General features: G+C 69.7%; 12 protein-coding genes and 1 pseudogene. 6 read left to right on the top strand and 7 right to left on the bottom strand.

Features of this window, described 5'->3' with window-relative positions:
* Positions 1–378: 378 nt before the first annotated feature.
* Together D7W79_RS27750 and D7W79_RS27745 are read right to left on the bottom strand one after the other, a co-directional pair.
* Entirely contained in the window at positions 379–1617 is a 1239-nt protein-coding gene (locus D7W79_RS27750) for an InlB B-repeat-containing protein (protein WP_147442083.1), read from the bottom strand.
* A 672-nt stretch (positions 1618–2289) separates the two neighbouring features.
* Positions 2290–2652: a hypothetical protein gene (locus tag D7W79_RS27745; RefSeq protein ID WP_147442082.1), complete on the bottom strand. Its 363-nt coding sequence runs from the start codon at positions 2650–2652 to the stop codon at positions 2290–2292.
* A gap of 33 nt (positions 2653–2685) precedes the next feature.
* Here D7W79_RS27745 and D7W79_RS27740 point away from each other — a divergent pair, with 33 nt between their 5' ends.
* The gene (locus D7W79_RS27740; protein ID WP_120528408.1) at positions 2686–3021 is read left to right on the top strand and encodes a hypothetical protein; all 336 of its coding nucleotides are present in this window, start codon (positions 2686–2688) and stop codon (positions 3019–3021) included.
* Positions 3022–3076: 55 nt separating this feature from the next.
* Here the strand turns inward: D7W79_RS27740 and D7W79_RS27735 are convergent, their stop codons facing one another.
* Complete coding sequence (locus D7W79_RS27735; protein WP_208729853.1) at positions 3077–3403, bottom strand: winged helix-turn-helix transcriptional regulator; 327 nt, start codon at positions 3401–3403, stop codon at positions 3077–3079.
* A gap of 503 nt (positions 3404–3906) precedes the next feature.
* Between D7W79_RS27735 and D7W79_RS27730 the strand changes: the two genes are divergently transcribed.
* Positions 3907–4827 (top strand): hypothetical protein, encoded by a 921-nt coding sequence (locus D7W79_RS27730; RefSeq protein WP_120528407.1) that lies wholly within the window; start codon positions 3907–3909, stop codon positions 4825–4827.
* A gap of 81 nt (positions 4828–4908) precedes the next feature.
* Positions 4909–5229: pseudogene (locus tag D7W79_RS27725) on the top strand (LysR substrate-binding domain-containing protein); the annotation flags it as partial.
* Between the two features lie 50 nt (positions 5230–5279).
* Here the strand turns inward: D7W79_RS27725 and D7W79_RS27720 are convergent.
* Together D7W79_RS27720 and D7W79_RS27715 are read right to left on the bottom strand one after the other, a co-directional pair.
* The gene (locus tag D7W79_RS27720) at positions 5280–6341 is read right to left on the bottom strand and encodes a hypothetical protein (RefSeq protein ID WP_147442081.1); all 1062 of its coding nucleotides are present in this window, start codon (positions 6339–6341) and stop codon (positions 5280–5282) included.
* 94 nt (positions 6342–6435) lie between these two features.
* Positions 6436–7317, bottom strand: a complete 882-nt coding sequence (locus D7W79_RS27715; protein WP_158617060.1) for a sigma-70 family RNA polymerase sigma factor — start codon at positions 7315–7317, stop codon at positions 6436–6438.
* Between the two features lie 76 nt (positions 7318–7393).
* Here D7W79_RS27715 and D7W79_RS27705 point away from each other — a divergent pair, with 76 nt between their 5' ends.
* Positions 7394–10309, top strand: coding sequence for a tetratricopeptide repeat protein (locus D7W79_RS27705; RefSeq protein WP_158617059.1), 2916 nt, complete (start codon positions 7394–7396; stop codon positions 10307–10309).
* Between the two features lie 262 nt (positions 10310–10571).
* Here D7W79_RS27705 and D7W79_RS27700 read toward each other — a convergent pair whose 3' ends face one another.
* Positions 10572–11417: a GC-type dockerin domain-anchored protein gene (locus D7W79_RS27700; RefSeq protein WP_147442080.1), complete on the bottom strand. Its 846-nt coding sequence runs from the start codon at positions 11415–11417 to the stop codon at positions 10572–10574.
* 346 nt (positions 11418–11763) lie between these two features.
* Between D7W79_RS27700 and D7W79_RS45860 the strand changes: the two genes are divergently transcribed.
* Both D7W79_RS45860 and D7W79_RS27690 read left to right on the top strand, forming a co-directional pair.
* A complete protein-coding gene (locus D7W79_RS45860) occupies positions 11764–11898 on the top strand; it encodes a hypothetical protein (protein WP_276375514.1) in 135 nt (44 codons plus the stop codon).
* A 223-nt stretch (positions 11899–12121) separates the two neighbouring features.
* Positions 12122–12397 (top strand): hypothetical protein, encoded by a 276-nt coding sequence (locus D7W79_RS27690; protein WP_120528399.1) that lies wholly within the window; start codon positions 12122–12124, stop codon positions 12395–12397.
* A gap of 87 nt (positions 12398–12484) precedes the next feature.
* On the opposite strand, the gene D7W79_RS43825 is transcribed toward D7W79_RS27690, so the two are convergent.
* Complete coding sequence (locus D7W79_RS43825) at positions 12485–12622, bottom strand: hypothetical protein (RefSeq protein ID WP_158617057.1); 138 nt, start codon at positions 12620–12622, stop codon at positions 12485–12487.
* Positions 12623–13114 lie beyond the last annotated feature (492 nt).

Below are 13114 nucleotides of genomic sequence, written 5' to 3'. Positions count from 1 at the left end.
CCTCTGCATCAGCCCTCACCCTCAACACCCCTCCCATTCGTCGTATGCGTGCAGGTCTTCGCGCCCGAAAGCTTCAGCAGCGCGTCCGCGACATCCTTCAGGAGGCTGATCGGAATGGACGAGGCGTCCTCCGACGGCATCTGGAGCGTGGGCACCTCCGACCAGGGGCCTCGCGCGACCTCGGCGCTGGGATGGGGCGGTGCCGTTGGGCCCGACGCGGCGCATCCGCCCAGGAAGAGCAGAAGCACGGGCCCGAGCATCGATGCATCAGGAGAGGCCGTGCACCTGGGTATAGGGTTGGCGTCGTGGCGCCCGCCCCCGCTCCCGCGCCCCGGAACTCCGGGGCGCGGCGTGCACGCACAGCCTTCAAGTCGCGGACTACTTGCCGCCCTTGCCGCCGCCGCTCTTCACGGAGAAGGTCGCCCCGACCTTGATCTGGCCGTTCACGGTCACGGTGCAGCTGAGCGCCGTGCCGTTGCACGCGCCGGTCCAGCCGGTGAGCGTGCTGCCGCTGTCCGGCTCTGCCGTGAGCGTCACCACCTGGCCCGCGGTGTAGGACTGCTCGCACTTGCTGCCGCAAGCCAGCAGCCGGTCCGTGGAGTTGATCTTCCCGTTCGTGGGCTTGGTGAGCAGGACCGCGTCCGGCTGCACGTTGGCCGCGCTCATCTGCACGCTGAGCAGCGCGCCCACCTCTCCCGCCGACGGCGCGTTGCACAGCCCGTCCGCGCAGAGGGCCTCGTGGGTGACGGCGTCATACGCCCCCGTGTAGGCGTACATCTCGATGCGGCGGATGACCGAGCGGGTCGTCGGCGCGACCGCCTTCTGGTGGCGGCGCCGGCGGCGGTTGCCATCCCCGCTGGAGGCCGGCTCGTCCTGGACGATCTCGTACTCGGACTCGAGCTGGGCGAGGTTCATCGGCACCACGGCGGGGTTGTCCGCCATCAGCTCCCCGAGCGCCACCTCGCGGGGCAGCTCGGTCTCGAAGACGCGCATCCACTGCGCGTCGCCGTAGCGCTCGGGCGCCTCCGCGGGCTCGGGCGCCTCCACCTCGGCGACGAGCTCCGGCGGGCTCTCCGGCCGCGCCGGCGGCGCCATGTAATACGTGGGCATCGGCACGGAGGTCGGCGGATCGCGCGGCACCAGGGTGCCCGGGTTCGAGCTGTCCTCGCACAGCCACCGCGAGCGGACGTGGGTCGCGTTGCGGGTGATGTTCGTCCCGAAGTGCTCGCAGCCCGAGTCCTGGTACGTCCCCGCGTTCCACTGGTAGCACTGCCCCGGGAACCACGGGACGGTGTGCGGCAGCGTCCGCTGGGCGAACTGCTGCGTCGCCGCGTTGTACGGGCTCTCCCAGCGCACGCGCACGCCGGTGGCGTACGGGACGATCTGCGCGGCGCCGTAACGCTGCGTGCTGAAGGTGGTGACCACGTCCTGCGAGCTGAGCCCCTCGAGTTCGATCTCGAACCCGTGGCAGACCTCACCGGTGTCGTTGGAGATGTCGAAGTTGCCCAGCGAGCCGTAGATGACCGCCGACTGCGCATGGGCACTCGTGCCCAGCCCGACGACCGAGAAGAACAACCCCGCCAACCCGAACCTGCTCACCGCATACCGCCAATTCATGGAGACCCCTGGGGGAGTGAAACGAAGCGGGGCCATCCCTAACACGGGGGGACTTCGCAAAGACAATCACTGAATTTAATTGCAGGTCTGAAGACCGTGGGTCGCTCCCGGGAGAGGGGGCCGGTCACGTCTTGGGTTGGAAAGACAGACGCGGCGTGAAAGGCGCGGCGCGTCATCCACAGGGGGCGTTTCACGGACCGGATGCATCCTCGGCCACCGGGGCCTGACTGGAGGGCTCCACCCAAGGCGGTGGTGGGGCCTGCTCGGTAGAGGACCGGGCGGTCCGGGCCCTGGCTTATCGTCGAAGGCGCATCACTGTTCCCACCTGCATGCACCTCTTCAAGCCAGATCAGACATCTCTCCATGAGGGATTTGAGTTGCTTGGAGAGAGACGGCCAGTGGACTGCTGCTCAATCCCACGTCTCGAATTCCAACGTACATCAGGACCATTGAAGAACTGCTCGCATCGCATGATGAGCCCAAGCGTGAGGCTGATGCCGCACGTTTCATCACGGCACTGCGCGAGGCCTGGGCGCCGGGTGACATCGTTGGTCAGATGTCCCGGACTCCTGAAGTTTTTGGGTGGCTTGAGCTCTTCGAGAAGGTCACCAGGGGAAGCTACTCATCGGTCTCCGCGAATGCTGACACAGTTCGTGCGCGGCGTTTTCTGACCTACCTGCAGACGGTCCCGGTGGTGTAGGTCGTGGCGAGCATGGACCGCCAGTAGAGCGCCAGGAACGCGCTGAAGCTCCGCAGGTCCCGGAACGCGAACACGCCGGTGTTCGGGTCGATGAAGAGGAACAGGTCCGCGCTGAAGAGGTTCTTCGTGCGGAAGACGCCGACCGCGTGTCCCTTGTCCACGCCCTGGAGGGCGAAGAGGACGCCCCCTGCGGCGCCAATCGCTTTCAGGGCGACGTCCCCGTCCAGCGCCACGTTGTTCTGGAGCCGGGTGTAGGTGATGCCGCTGCTCAGCAGGTTGCGCGTCGTGTAGAGCAGGGACACCAGGCGGTGCACGGTGTCGCTGTTTTCGTTCACGCTCCGCTCCAACCGGTCGCGCTCCGCCTCCCAGTGCGCCTGGAGCTCACGGTAGAAGTCATTAAGGGGACGTTCACCTTCCACCCGGAGACCACGGAGGTCTACCGCGTGGAGACCATCGCCCGCGTGGGTGAGCAGTGGCAGTGGTCGTCGGAGCGCATCGACCTGTCCGAGAAGAGCGTCGACGTGAAGCTCCAGCTCAGCCCCATGAACATCGTCGACGCCCCGCCGGAGTCCAACGCGGAGAAGAGCTGGAGCTGCACGAAGACGGTCCAGTTCACGGTCTTCGGCACCACGGTCCAGCACTGGTCCTGCCTGGACACCTGTGGTCCGTTCCCCGCGCACTGGGACTCCTGGTATTGGTACTGAACCCTGTCGGCTGACGCCCGTCCCCCAGAGGCTGTCCCCGGGGTGACGGGCCGTTTCACCAGGGCTTCACGGCGCGCCGCGCATGGTCCCTGCGCGCTTCGCGCAGCTCGTCCTGGTGGACCCGCGTCCACTTCTTCAGCGCGCGGAGCGGTTCGACGAGCGTCCGCCCCAGCGGCGTCAGCGCATCATCGACGCGCGGCGGGACGGACGCGAAGAGGGTGCGCTTCACGAGGCCATTCTGCTCGAGCCCCTTCAGCGAGAGCTCCCCCAAGAGAAGGCGGAGCCGGAGGAGAAGAGCCCGTCGTTTGCCGCGACGGTGGAGGAGCCGAAGAAGCAGTGCACACCACGATTGGACTTTCGCGGTGCTGCTACGCTGGAGCACCTGGGACTGCCCTCTGGGCCTGTGAAGCGGGCCCCAGCACAGGGCCCACCGCAGTTGGAGTGGTGTCAGGACGTTAGACCCGTCCACGCAGTCAGGCCTTGCGCTGGCACCCGACAGCACGGCCAGGGCCACAAGCCACAAGCCACAAGCCACAAGCCACAAGCCACAAGCCACAAGCCACAAGCCACAAGCGCGCTGCCAGTGTTCGTCATGGCGAGCAACAGATGGAGCTGCCCAGCGTCCATGGCCTCCAGCGCGCCTGTCATGGCGGCTTCCCCGCGTGGGCGGCGGACGCGTTCCCGCAGCACGCAGCAGCGTCTTCGCGGGACGCGCAGGAGGCGTCAGCCCCCCCTCGAACGACAACGCACCGCCTGCAGCCCCTGGGCTGGCACATGCGTTGCTCCGCGCCAGGGCCTGGGCGCACCCCTCGCCTGTGCCGTCCCCCTCAACCGGGCTCGCTGTGGCTCTCCGAAGCCCGGCGCTGGCCGCCCGCTGGAGCTGCCATGAGTGTTTCGAAGAACATCGCGGACCTCATCGCCGAAGCCCAGAAGCTGCTGGGGACCTATGCGGCCCTCAAGCAGGACTACGAGCAGTTGCTCGACAAGGAGACCCAGGAGGCCCGGACACAGGCGCAAATCCTCTTGAAGATTCGCAACGCCGTGTCATCCACCCTGGGCATCTTCCAGGGCCACCTCTTCGAGGTGCGGGAAAGCCTCAAGCACATGAAGAAGGGCCGGGTCGTCATCCTGCAGACCCACGCGGACCTCACCATCGGCAAACAGACGGACCTCTTCGCCAAGAGCATCCAGCTCAAGAGCTGCACCACGGACAAACCCACGGACGTCGATACCCTCATCGCCAAAGCGGCCTACCAGCTCAGCGGCGCCAAGGGCGAGGTTCCGCGCGAGCAGGACCGGCGCATCGTCGACATCCAGGTCGCGCATCCGAACAACCCCTGGCCCTACACTCCCTCCAAAGGGCGGTCCTCGCATGCCCTCGCGACGCTGCTGGAGGACGCGGAGGAGCGCATCCTCAAGTACTTCATGGAGGGCAAGCCCAAGAAGGAACGTGGCTTCCATGAGGGTGAGAGCGTCTTCAGCGACCTCGGCGAATTCCGCACCATGCAGTCCGTGAAGCTCACGCTCGGCTCGCCCTTCATCGATTCGGGCCCCAAGAGCACCCGGATGCGCCTGCACTCCAGCGTGTCCTCCAACACACGCTTCGTGGTGCGCACGGCCGACATCAAGATTCGCTTCGCCCGCCCCTTGAAGGTCACCTTTGGGGAAAACAAGGACGACCTCCTCGAGCTGGCCGTGTTCTCCCTGTACCGCGTGGGTGAAAGCTACTACTGCAAGAGCTTCGCATTCGCCCTGAAGACCCACGGCAAGAAGTTCTTCGAGGTCGACATCTCCGAGCTCGACTGACCCGAGGCTGCCCTCTCTACCGCACCGGATTGATGAGACCCGGCTGGCTCACGCCGCCAATGAGCCACGGCGTTCTTCCAGGAGCACGGGCTGGAGCGCCGCATCGCCATGGTGGCCCCGAGCTTCGCCGCGGCCGCGGCCATCGTCGCCAGCACGGACCTGGCGGCCGGGATGCCTCGCCGCATCGCCAAGCGCTGCCGCACGATGACGGGCCTGCGCATCCTGGAGCTGCCCACTCCGCCCATGGAGTTCCAGATGCAGTTCGTCTGGCACGAACGCACGCACCAGGACGCGGGCGCACGCCACTTCCGCGCCCTCATCCAGGAAGCGCTGGGCGAATCCGCCTCCGATGCCCGGAAGAAGGGATGGGCTTCGCGGGCGGAGCGGGGGGCGACCCCGTAGCGCCCCAGCTTCGAGACAGACGCGGTGACGTGAAGGAAGTGGTTCCCGCGTCAGAAACCCATGCGGCCGCGGATGCCCTGCATCAGCTCCAGGCCCCAGCGAACCGGCATGCCCAGGGAGTTGCCCAGGTGGGAGGCGAACTGGGCCACCACGCCCATGTCGCCGTTCATCGCGCGCTCGCTGAAGTCGGCCATCTTCGCCGGGTCGCCCAGGGTGGAGAGCGCCTCGGAGACGTGGGCCGCCGCCTGGATGAGCGCGCCGTTGCCTCCCGTGCGGTTCTTGTCGTTGAGGCCCCCGGCCGCGTCGAGCCGCCCCGTCATGGCCACGTCCAGCAGCGCCGCGGCCGAATTCGTGGCGCTCGTCACCGAGCCGGACATGTTGCCGCCCGTCACGCCATCAAGCGCCACCAGCACCGCGCCCGGCGGCGTCGAACCCATGAGGGTGGCCAGGCCGTAGTTGCCGGCCCCCGACAGCAGCCCGTCCACCGCGCGGCCCACGTCGGTGGTGGCGGGGCTGGACTGGTAGGCGCTCACCCCGGTGGCGCCGGCGCCGACGATGTTGATGGCGGTGCCCAGCCGGGCCAGGCCGGTGGCCAGCGGGCCATTGACGAGCGAGGCGTTGTTGCCCAGGAAGCGCTGCACGCTGCCGATGCGGGAGTTGAAGCCCGCCAGCTCCCGGGCCTTGATGTTCTGGGCCGTCTGCAGCTGCGTCTTCACCTTGTTCAGCAAGGTCGCGTTGTTGCGCACCGAGGGCTGCTGCATCAGCCACTTGGACTGGTTGATGGTGACGTCCATCGCCCGGGCGAAGTTCTGGCGCTGGGCCACCAGCCGCGGCAGCACCTTGAGCGCCGTCTCCACGCCCCGCTGGGACGGCTTCAACAGCTGCTTGACGCTCTGGTCGATGACGGTGTGGCCCACGGTGGCCCACGCGGCGATCTCCGCCACCTTCGCGTTCACCGTGTTGATGCGCGCGTTGAGGTCCACCGGCGCCGCGTTGCCCTTCGGGGCCGCCTGGGCCACCTGATTGCTCGCGGGAGCCTGCTTCCCGGGGGGCACGGCAGCAGGACGGGGGGCCGGAAGGCTCGGGCTGTTCGGACGCACGTTGATGCTCATGGGCGATCTCCAGGAAGACGTCTGATGACCTGGAGGACGCGCCCCGGAATTTCCGGTTGCATTCCGGGGTGCACGAAACCGGCGCGCCCGGGGGCTACTCGGGTGGGAGCAGGCGCTCCAGGCTCACGTCCAGGTGGCTGCGGATGAGCCGGTCGAGGCTCGCCAGCTCCCGCTCGGTCACCGGCAGCCGCTCCAGCAGCCGCTGCCGCGTCCGCTCCACCAGCGCGTCGCACGTCTGGCGCAGCCGCCGGAACAGCGTCACCCGGTGGACGCCCTGGAGCGCCGCGAGCTGGGGGGTGGTGAGCCCGTCGATGAAGTGCCTTCGGAGCAGGTTGCGCTCCGCGGGCTCCAGCGAGCGCAGCGCGTCCTCGAAGGCGCGCTTGAACTCCACCTGGTACTCGCGCCGGGCGTGCTGCAGCTCCACGTCCTCCGCGGCCGAGGGGAAGGCGTCGAAGAACTCCTGCTCCATGCCCACCTCGGGCGTGTGGGTGCGCAGCCGCACCAGCCCCTCGCGGGTCGCCACCGAGCGCACCCACCGCCGCAGCTCGCCCTTGCCCCCGTACAGGCCGATGCGCGGCTCGGCGCCGTTCTCCGACACCAGCAGCTTCTGCCGCAGCTCCTGGAGCAGCTCGTCCTGCTCGACGCGGGACAGGCGCAGGCGCGCCAGCGCGGCCTCCAGCTCCGGCACGCAGTGCCGCTCAAAGCCCCTCAGCGCCGCCGCGTCCCCCCGGGCGCACGCGAAGGCCAGGTAGAGGTCCGCCGCCTTCAGCACCTCCGCGCCCTGGGGGCCCGCCGCCGGCAACCGCTCCAGCAGCCAGCGCAGGAAGTCCCCGGCGTCCACCGCGAAGTCGGGCCACGCGCGCCGGGCCGCCCCGAGCAGCTCCGGCAGTGCCGCCTCCCAGCCGGTGAGCCGCGAGCGCGGCTCCGCGCCCAGTCCGTCCAGGAAGGCCGCCGTCACCTGCTGCTCCGTGCGCACACCGCACCTCCCCAGGCCCCCAGGATGCCCTCAACCCATTTTTACGTGAAGTCCCGACCTTCATAGACTCCGCGTCATGTCTCCCCCCGAGCCCCCGCCCGCCGATGACCACTCCCCGGGACCGGGGCCGGACTGTCTGGACGACAACGCGGCCATCGAGTTCGTCGAAGGGCTCTGCACGCCCTCGCAGGTGGCGGCCATCGAGCAGCACGTGGACGGGTGCGTCCCGTGCCGCCAGCTGTTGTCGGAGCTGGCGCGGGACAGCGCGCTGGCCCCTCCGCCGGTGGCCTCCGGGCCCCCGCCCTCCGCGGAGGAGCGCCGGGTGGAGGCACGGCTGGAGCGGGGGCGCTCCGTGGGCCGGTACCTGCTGCTGGAGCGGCTGGGCGCGGGCGGCATGGGCGTCGTCTTCAGCGCGTATGATCCGGAGCTGGACCGCAAGGTGGCGGTGAAGCTCTTGCGCCTGGGCACGGCGCGCACGCGGGAGGGGCAGGCGCGGCTGCTGCGCGAGGCCCAGGCCATGGCCCGGCTCCAGCACCCGAACGTGCTGGCCGTCTTCGACGCGGGCACCTTCGGCGACGAGGTCTTCCTCGCCATGGAGCTCGTGAAGGGCAGCACCCTCACGCAGTGGCTGAAGGCCGGGCGGCGCTCCTGGCGGCAGGTGCTGGAGCGCTTCCTCGGCGCCGGGCGCGGGCTGGCCGCGGCCCACGCCGCGGGCCTGGTGCACCGGGACTTCAAGCCGGACAACGTGCTGCTGCGCGAGGACGGGCGCGTGTGCGTCACCGACTTCGGCCTCGCGCGGGAGCTGGGCGCCTCCGAGTTCGCGGCGCTGCCCGCGAGCGGCGTCGTGGTGGTGAAGGAGTCCGGGCAGTTGACGCGCACCGGGACGCTGCTGGGCACGCCGGCCTACATGGCCCCGGAGCAGGTGCTGGGCGGCGCGGTGGACGCGCGGACGGACCAGTACAGCTTCTGCGTGGCGCTCTACGAGGCGCTCCACGGGGAGCGGCCCTTCGCCGGCGACACGTGGGAGGGGCTGCGCGAGAGCATCCTCCACCACCCGGTGCCCGCCGTGCCCCGGGGCGTGAGCGTGCCGCGCTGGCTGCGAGCGGTGGTGCTGCGCGGCCTGAGCCGCGAGCCCTCCCGGCGCTTCGCGTCCATGGAGGCGCTGCTGGCGGAGCTCGCGCGGGGCCCGCTGGCCGTGCAGCGGCGGCGGCTGGCGGCGGCCGCGCTGGTGCTGCTGACGGGCGCGGGCGCCATGCTCTACCGGGACGACCACCAGCGGCGGGCGCGGTGTCAGGGCGCGCAAGCGCGGTTCGCTGGCATCTGGGACGCAGGGCGCAAGCAGCGCATCGCCCAGGTCTTCCTCGCCACGCGGCAGCCCTACACGCAGGACGCGTGGGCCATGGTGGAGCGCGCGCTGGACGGCTACACGGCCCGCTGGGGCCGCGAGTGGACCCAGGCGTGCGAGGCCACCTGGGTGGCGCGGGAGCAGCCGGAGGCGCTGCTGAACCAGCGCCACCAGTGTCTGGACTGGCGCCGGGACAAGGTGCGGGCGCTCACGGACCTGCTGGTCCAGGCGTCCGCGAGCGAGGTGCGCGAGGCCGCAAGCCTCGTGGGCACGCTGCCCGACCTGACGGCCTGCACCGTCCAGGGCGTGCAGCGCGCCGATGCGCCGGTAATGCCGCGGGGCCCGGCCTCGCCGGAGCAGCAGGGGTTGCGCACGCGGCTGGCGCTCGTCGAAGTGCTCCAGGCGGCGCGCCGGGAGCGCGAGGCGCTGGAGCAGGCCCGGGCGGTGCACGCCCGCGCGCGGGAGCTGGGCGCGCGCCCGCTCGAAGCCGAGGCCCTCTTCTGGCAGGGCGTGATGCACGAGGGGCTCCAGGAGGACGCGGACGCGGAGCGGCGTTTGACCGAGGCGGTGCTCGCGGCCGAGGCGCTCGGGCTGGACGAGCTGAAGGCGCGCGCGCAGATCGAGCTCGTGTGGCTGTACGGCATCAACCTGCACCAGCTGGAGCCCGCACGGGCCTGGGGCCGGCAGGCGCAGGCCACCCTGGAGCGGCTGGGCGGGGCCCCCAACCTCCAGTCCACGCTCCACAGGAGCCTGGGCGGCGCGCTGTTCGACCAGGGCAAGTACGCGGAGGCCACCGAGCACTTCCTGAAGGCCCGTGAGCAGGCGAGCGCGGAGCTGGGCGAGGACCACCCGCAGATGGCGGGCCTGTGGGCCAACTGCGGCATGGGGCTGAGCACGCTGGGGCGCTACGAGGAGGCCACCGACGCGGTCCGGCGGGCCCTGGCGCTCGGGTTGAAGTGGCGTGGCCCCCGCCATCCCCGGGTGGCGCAGGTGCAGGGCAACCTGGTGATGCTGCTGCTCCAGCAGCGCCGCGCGGACGAGGCCCTCCCGCTGGCCCGCGAGGCGGTGCGCACCTACGAGGCCACGGGCCAGGAGAGCCCGGGAGAGAACCGCGCGCGGATGCTCCTGGGCCACATCCACCTGCAGCGCAAGGAGTACGCCGCGGCCCGCGAGGAGCTGGAGCGCGCCCTGGCGGTGGGGGAGCGCGTCTTCGGCCCCACCTCCCCGGACCTCGCCGACACGCTCATCGGCCTGGGCGAGGTGCTCGCGGCCCAGGGACGGCATGCCGAGGCGCTGCGTCCGCTCCAGCGGGCGCTGGAGCAGCAGGTCCAGGGGCTGGGGCCGAAGCACTTCATGCTGGGCGAGACGCTGCTGCGGTTGGGCACGGTCCAGCTGGCGCTGGGCCGCACCTCGCAGGCCGTCACCCACTTCGAGCGGGTGCTCCAGCTGCAGGACATCGAGCAGAACGAGCCCGTTGTCGCGGAGACGCGCCTGGCGCTGGCGCGGGTGCTGGAGGCGCGCCCCGGAGCGCGGGAGCGGGCGCGCGAGCTGGCCCAGCAGGCGCTGACGTTCTACGCGCGCCATCCCTGGGACGCGCGCGAGAAGGCGGAACTGGAGGCGCTGCTGGCCCGGGAGGCACAACGATGATTGGCTCCACGAAGAAGGCCGCACAGACTCTACTCGCCGTGGTCGCAGGTGCAGCCGTGTCGTTCGGTACCACCGTGGCACTCGCGCCGACGCCTGGCGAGCCGCTCGCCTCCTGCACGACGGGCGTCTGCGCCAGCGACTGCATGGACCCGGGGGCCCGCTTCGGCCGGTGCATCCGCGGCGTCTGCCAGTGCGTCTACTGGACGTGCTGGGACACCGGTGCGGGATGTCGTCCTCCCGCACCGGGCGTCAGGCGACTGCTTCAGCAGCCCGAGCCGTATGCCAGCAGGAACGTGGTGCGGTCCGTGCTGTTCACCACGCCGTTGCCGTCCGCGTCCGCGTCCAGGCTGCCCGCGTTCCACGCGTTGAGGAACGCGTCGCGGTCCGCCTGATTCACGGTGCCGTTGGTGTCGTAGTCGGCCGGGCAGAAGAACTGGATGTCCATCTTCCACCACGACGTCGCCGTGCCCGCGGTGCCCTCGCGCGCGTCCACCAGCGCGGACACGTCTCCCTGCAGCGTGAAGGGCCCGGGGAACAGCCAGCCCTTGCGGCGCACCGAGTCCGAGTCCGTGTTGCCGATGTCGATGGACAGCACCGGCTCGCCGGTGGTGAGGCTCGCGATGTACACGAGCGACGTGGAGCCGCCGTACACCCCCGCCGTCGTGTCCGCCGTCGCATCGCCGGACACCGCGTAGCGCGCGAAGCGGTTGAGCTGGAACGTCAGGTAGAAGTCCGCGTTGCCCGTGGCGTAGCCGCGCCCGGTGGCCTGCGTCCAGCCATTCGCGGTGGCCCGGACCTCGGCGCTGATGCGGGAGCCGGTGATGCTCGACGTCTCCGTGCCCGAGCCATTCGAGTCCGCGTGACTGTGCGTGTCGTCATACTGCGGCTGCTTGCTGGCCTTCAGCTCCAGGCTCTCGTTGAAGTCCTCGAAGCCATTCGTCCGGCGCGAGTCGGACGCGTTGACGTTGGTGATGCCGGCGTCCTTCGCGATGACGGTGGCGGACACCGAGCGGGTGCCCTCCGACGGAGTGATGAACTGCGACTGCGCGAGCGCGGACGTGGCCGCGAAAAGGGGAACAGCACCAGCCAGCATGTGAATGCGACGCATGGAAACCTCCAAGCTGCGTGACGGGGTCAAGCGCGCAACTTAGGCGCCCTGCCTGACAGCCTCCCTACCAATCCGGTCACGGCCCGCCTGTTCTCGTGACTCCGCGAAACACAAGAGCAAATCCGTACCCCTCGTCTCGCTCCCCCGCACCCCGAGCATTGGCACCTCGGTTCGTTCCTCCGCTTCGTCCCGTCTCGTCCCGTTGAATTCCCGCTGGAGGGGCACACTGGGGACGTTCGCTTTGGTGCCCGTCAGCACCTGAAGGCTCCGCGCCGCAAGCCGAGCGCGGAGCTTCCAGTCAGGAACCTGGGAAGCGGTGACTCATCAGGGCAAACACTGCCAGTCGATGGGGTTGCAGGTTTCCGACGAGTCCTCGCTCCAGACGCCCACCGCGTCCTGGGCTTTGAACGTGTACGGCGGCGTCCCTCCGCCCGCGTCCCCCGTGCAGCTGATGCCGCCGCCTCTTGAAGACACGAAGTAGCAGCCGGAGATCACCGCAGAGAGCGAACCTGTGCTCGCCGCCGTTACCTGTGTGTCGCTGGCGCTCCCGCTTTTCGGTGGGCTGGGCGCCACCATCGTCGAGCCGTGACAGGCCTGGAGGCCCCGCACCCCGTCAGTGCATGAGGTGTTCGCGACCCGGATTCCCAGAGGGGAGACACCCTGTTTTATGGTGGCCGGGCAGCACTCAACCGGGAGACATACACATGCGAATGGCAATCGTCGCGGGCTTGATGGCAGTGGGGCTGTTGGCGGGGTGTGGTGGCACGTCCGACGAAGAGGTGGTCGCTGCATGCGCGGACGGAACCACGTGTACCGGTTCCGTTGCTCAGTGCGAGGCGACGTGCGGTCCCAGCGCCGACGCGGCTGAGAAGAACGCTTCCTGGGTGATGTGCTACTGCTGCGACGGCACCAGCATCATGGGTGTCTATATGTCGTCCTGCTTCGCCTACTGCGCGGACCGCGACGGCGTCTGCAATTAGCCGCGAAGGCAGCCAGGGGCCTGGCAATCCAATACGGGTTGCCAGGCCTTGCTTTAGCATTTGCTTCACCAGCTGCCCCCTCGCGGCTCAGCGCGTGGGACGGAACGGAACGAGGGTCGCGCCCGTGGTGGCCACGTGCAGCCGGCCGTAGAGGCCCTGGCTCTCATCCGCCGGACCCGCGGGGAAGAACGATGGGCTGCCCGTTCGTACCCTGGAGTTGGGCATCCAGGGTGCCCGTCACCAGGTCGAAGGCGTTCCCCCAAGCAGGTGAGGAGGAGGCGAGAGCGGGAAGGGAGGCAGCGGCCAGAACGGAGCGGATGAAGCAGAGAACGCCGCGAGTGGACTTACGCCGAGTTGCTGAGGAGGACGTTCGACTTCGACGTGTTCGCCTGCGTGAGGTGTGGAGGCCGCAGGAGGGTACTGGCATCCCTGACGGCTCCCTGTGGGGTGAGCACCATTCTGGAGCACCTGGGACTGCCCTCTGGGCCTGTGAAGCTGGCCCCAGCACAGGGCCCACCGCAGTTGGCGGGGTGTTGAGGCTCAAGCAGTCGCGCTGCTCCTGAAGCTCACGCCCCTGCTGCCCCCTTGCTGGAGGGGCGTCTGGGTTGGCGTGTGCCCATAGGAGGCTGCACCGCCTCTTCCTCCGCCTGGCGCACAGCTCGGCGGCACCCGTTAGCGGCCCTCCTCGACCCCTCTGCATCTGCCCTCCCCCTCAAC

The organism is Corallococcus exercitus (genome assembly GCF_003611585.1).
Lineage (GTDB): Bacteria > Myxococcota > Myxococcia > Myxococcales > Myxococcaceae > Corallococcus > Corallococcus exercitus.
The sequence above is the reverse complement of the archived record's forward strand: the minus strand, read 5'-3'. Positions and strand labels throughout refer to the sequence as shown.

Excerpts from the sequence above, each read along its gene's own strand:
- D7W79_RS27690 (WP_120528399.1), top strand. The coding sequence starts at position 12,122 with ATGCGAATGGCAATCGTCGCGGGCTTGATGGCAGTGGGGCTGTTGGCG.
- D7W79_RS27700 (WP_147442080.1), bottom strand. The coding sequence starts at position 11,417 with ATGCGTCGCATTCACATGCTGGCTGGTGCTGTTCCCCTTTTCGCGGCC.
- D7W79_RS27720 (WP_147442081.1), bottom strand. The coding sequence starts at position 6,341 with ATGAGCATCAACGTGCGTCCGAACAGCCCGAGCCTTCCGGCCCCCCGT.
- D7W79_RS27730 (WP_120528407.1), top strand. The coding sequence starts at position 3,907 with ATGAGTGTTTCGAAGAACATCGCGGACCTCATCGCCGAAGCCCAGAAG.
- D7W79_RS45860 (WP_276375514.1), top strand. The coding sequence starts at position 11,764 with ATGGGGTTGCAGGTTTCCGACGAGTCCTCGCTCCAGACGCCCACCGCG.
- D7W79_RS27750 (WP_147442083.1), bottom strand. The coding sequence starts at position 1,617 with ATGAATTGGCGGTATGCGGTGAGCAGGTTCGGGTTGGCGGGGTTGTTC.
- D7W79_RS27705 (WP_158617059.1), top strand. The coding sequence starts at position 7,394 with ATGTCTCCCCCCGAGCCCCCGCCCGCCGATGACCACTCCCCGGGACCG.
- D7W79_RS43825 (WP_158617057.1), bottom strand. The coding sequence starts at position 12,622 with ATGCCCAACTCCAGGGTACGAACGGGCAGCCCATCGTTCTTCCCCGCG.